3 protein-coding genes are annotated in these 3161 nt (G+C 56.7%); 1 reads left to right on the top strand and 2 read right to left on the bottom strand.

Features of this window, described 5'->3' with window-relative positions; translation table 11 throughout:
- Nucleotides 1-23 precede the first annotated feature (23 nt).
- Nucleotides 24-1256: a phosphoglycerate dehydrogenase gene (serA, locus tag HMPREF9538_RS05680; protein ID WP_002916493.1), complete on the bottom strand. Its 1233-nt coding sequence runs from the start codon at nucleotides 1254-1256 to the stop codon at nucleotides 24-26.
- 269 nt (nucleotides 1257-1525) lie between these two features.
- Nucleotides 1526-2185, bottom strand: coding sequence for a ribose-5-phosphate isomerase RpiA (gene rpiA / locus HMPREF9538_RS05685; RefSeq protein WP_002916495.1), 660 nt, complete (start codon nucleotides 2183-2185; stop codon nucleotides 1526-1528).
- Nucleotides 2186-2352: 167 nt separating this feature from the next.
- On the opposite strand from rpiA, the gene argP reads away from it, so the two are divergent.
- The coding region (gene argP, locus HMPREF9538_RS05690) for a DNA-binding transcriptional regulator ArgP (RefSeq protein ID WP_009485979.1) at nucleotides 2353-3161 on the top strand (809 nt) is incomplete at its 3' end.

The following is a 3161-nucleotide window of genomic DNA, read 5'->3' as shown; positions in this document are numbered from 1 at the left end:
CCCGCCCCGAGAGGCAAAAATGATTAGAACAGCAGACGGGCGCGGATAGTCCCCGGGATCGCTTTCATTGCCTGCAGCGCCTGCTGGGCAACATCTTCTTCCGCTTCAATATCAATCACCACGTAGCCCATCTGCGGCGACGTTTGCAGATACTGGGCGGCAATGTTGATGCTCTGCGCGGCGAAGATTTGGTTGATTGCGGTCAGGACGCCCGGCCGGTTCTCATGGATATGCAGCAGACGACGGCCGCCGTGCAGCGGTAGAGAAACTTCCGGGAAGTTAACTGCCGACAGGGTTGACCCGTTGTCAGAGTATTTCGCCAGCTTGCCAGCTACTTCCAGACCGATGTTCTCCTGCGCTTCCTGAGTGGAGCCACCGATATGCGGTGTGAGGATCACGTTATCAAACTCGCACAGCGGCGAAGTGAAGGGGTCGCTGTTGGTCGCAGGTTCAGTCGGGAAGACGTCGATAGCCGCCCCGGCCAGATGCTTACTGGCCAGCGCATCGCATAGCGCCGGAATGTCCACCACGGTACCGCGGGAGGCGTTGATCAGCAGCGCGCCCGGCTTCATCAGCGCCAGTTCTTCCGCACCCATCATATTTTTGGTAGAGGCGTTTTCCGGCACGTGCAGGCTGACCACATCGCTCATGTTCAGCAGGTCGGAGAGATGCTGTACCTGAGTGGCGTTGCCGAGCGGCAGTTTGTTTTCAATATCATAGAAGAAGACGTGCATTCCCAGCGATTCCGCCAGAATGCCAAGCTGGGTACCGATGTGGCCGTAACCGATGATGCCCAGCTTTTTACCACGCGCTTCGAAGCTGCCGACCGCCTGCTTGTTCCACACCCCGCGGTGCGCTTTGGCGTTGGCTTCCGGCACGCCGCGCAGCATCAGCAGCAGTTCGCCGATCACCAACTCGGCCACCGAGCGGGTGTTAGAGAACGGCGCGTTAAACACCGGAATACCGCGCTTCGCAGCGGCGTTCAGATCGACCTGGTTGGTCCCGATGCAGAAGCAACCGACGGCAACCAGTTTTTCCGCTGCGGCGAAAATCTCTTCAGTCAGATGGGTACGGGAACGCAGGCCGATGAAATGGGCATCACGGATCGACGCTTTCAGCTGTTCTGAATCCAGTGCGCCTTTATGAAATTCAATGTTGGTGTAACCCGCTGCGCGAAGGCTATCGATTGCCTTTTGATGCACACCTTCAACCAGCAGAAATTTAATCTTGTCTTTTTCCAGTGATACCTTAGCCATTTCCCCGTCCTGTTTTGTCTTAACTGATGTCGTGCTGAACGAAAGTTCGTCTCAGCAACATATCAAAAAAAACTATCGCGGCAATATGAACGTTTGCGTCGCCATCCTGAAGAAATGTCATCCAGAGGGAAATCGCAGGACAAAACACCAGAAAGAGAAGAAATGGTAGCGTGTAAATCAGAATGGTTGCATAAATGTGACAGAAGTCACCAAATTGCATCTGATGAAAAAATATTTGCGAGGGAGCCGGTCGGCTCCCTGCGGACAGACTATTTTACGATGGTCTTCACGCCGTCGGCAGTACCAATCAGCGCCACGTCGGCGCCACGGTTGGCGAACAGCCCCACGGTGACAACGCCAGGAATACCGTTGATCGCGTTTTCCAGCGCGATCGCATCGAGAATTTCCAGTCCGTGCACGTCAAGGATCACGTTGCCGTTATCGGTCACCACGCCCTGACGGTACTCTGGACGGCCGCCCAGCTTGACCAGCTGACGCGCCACGGCGCTGCGCGCCATCGGAATGACTTCCACCGGCAGCGGGAACTTGCCCAGAATATCGACCTGCTTGGAGGCGTCGGCGATGCAGATAAACTTATCCGCGACCGAGGCGATGATCTTTTCACGGGTCAGCGCCGCGCCGCCGCCTTTGATCATCTGCATATGGCCGTTGATCTCATCCGCGCCGTCAACATAGATCCCCAGGCGATCGACGCTGTTAAGATCGAAGACGGTGATCCCGAGGCTTTTCAGCTTCTCGGTGGAGGCGTCGGAGCTGGAAACCGCCCCTTCGATCTGCCCCTTCATGGTGCCCAGCGCGTCAATAAAATGGGCCGCCGTCGAGCCGGTGCCTACGCCGACAATAGTCCCTGGCTGTACATATTGCAGTGCTGCCCAACCTACCGCTTTTTTCAGTTCATCCTGCGTCATAATTCTGGTCCGAGATGTGAATGCCTGTGGCGCATTATAGAACATCGACAGTGGAAATGTCCCTGCGATGCAGATCACACAACTGAACAGACCAATTTCGTCTGTATCAAATAAAAATTTATGTCATAGTGCGAGATAACGATTAGTTATGGGGGCACGCCAGAATAATGAAACGACCGGACTACAGGACACTACAAGCGCTGGATGCGGTGATTAGGGAACGAGGATTTGAGCGCGCCGCGCAGAAGCTATGTATTACCCAGTCCGCCGTCTCACAGCGTATTAAGCAGCTGGAAAATATGTTCGGCCAGCCGCTGCTGGTGCGTACCGTGCCGCCGCGCCCCACCGAGCAAGGACAGAAACTGCTGGCTCTGTTGCGCCAGGTTGAACTGCTGGAGGAAGAGTGGCTGGGCGATGAACAAACCGGCTCGACGCCGCTGCTGCTGTCGCTGGCGGTGAACGCCGACAGTCTGGCGACCTGGCTGCTGCCGGCGCTGGCCAACGTTCTGTCAGACTCCCCTATTCGTCTCAACCTGCAGGTGGAAGATGAAACCCGCACCCAGGAGCGCCTGCGCCGTGGCGAAGTAGTGGGCGCAGTGAGTATCCAGCCGCAGGCGCTGCCAAGCTGCCTGGTGGATCAGCTGGGGGCGCTCGATTACCTGTTTGTCGCATCAAAAGAGTTTGCGCAACGCTATTTCCCGAATGGCGTGACGCGTTCGGCGCTGCTTAAGGCGCCAGTCGTCGCCTTCGACCATCTGGACGATATGCATCAGGCGTTCCTGCAGCAAAACTTCGACCTGCCGCCGGGCAGCGTCCCCTGCCACATCGTCAACTCGTCGGAAGCTTTCGTGCAGCTGGCGCGCCAGGGCACCACCTGCTGTATGATCCCGCACCTGCAAATCGAGAAAGAGCTGGCCAGCGGTGAACTGATTGACTTAACGCCTGGGCTATTTCAACGACGGATGCTCTACTGGCA

Source organism: Klebsiella sp. MS 92-3 (assembly GCF_000195655.1).
Taxonomy (GTDB): domain Bacteria; phylum Pseudomonadota; class Gammaproteobacteria; order Enterobacterales; family Enterobacteriaceae; genus Klebsiella; species Klebsiella pneumoniae.
This window is presented reverse-complemented; position numbering and strand designations above follow the sequence as displayed.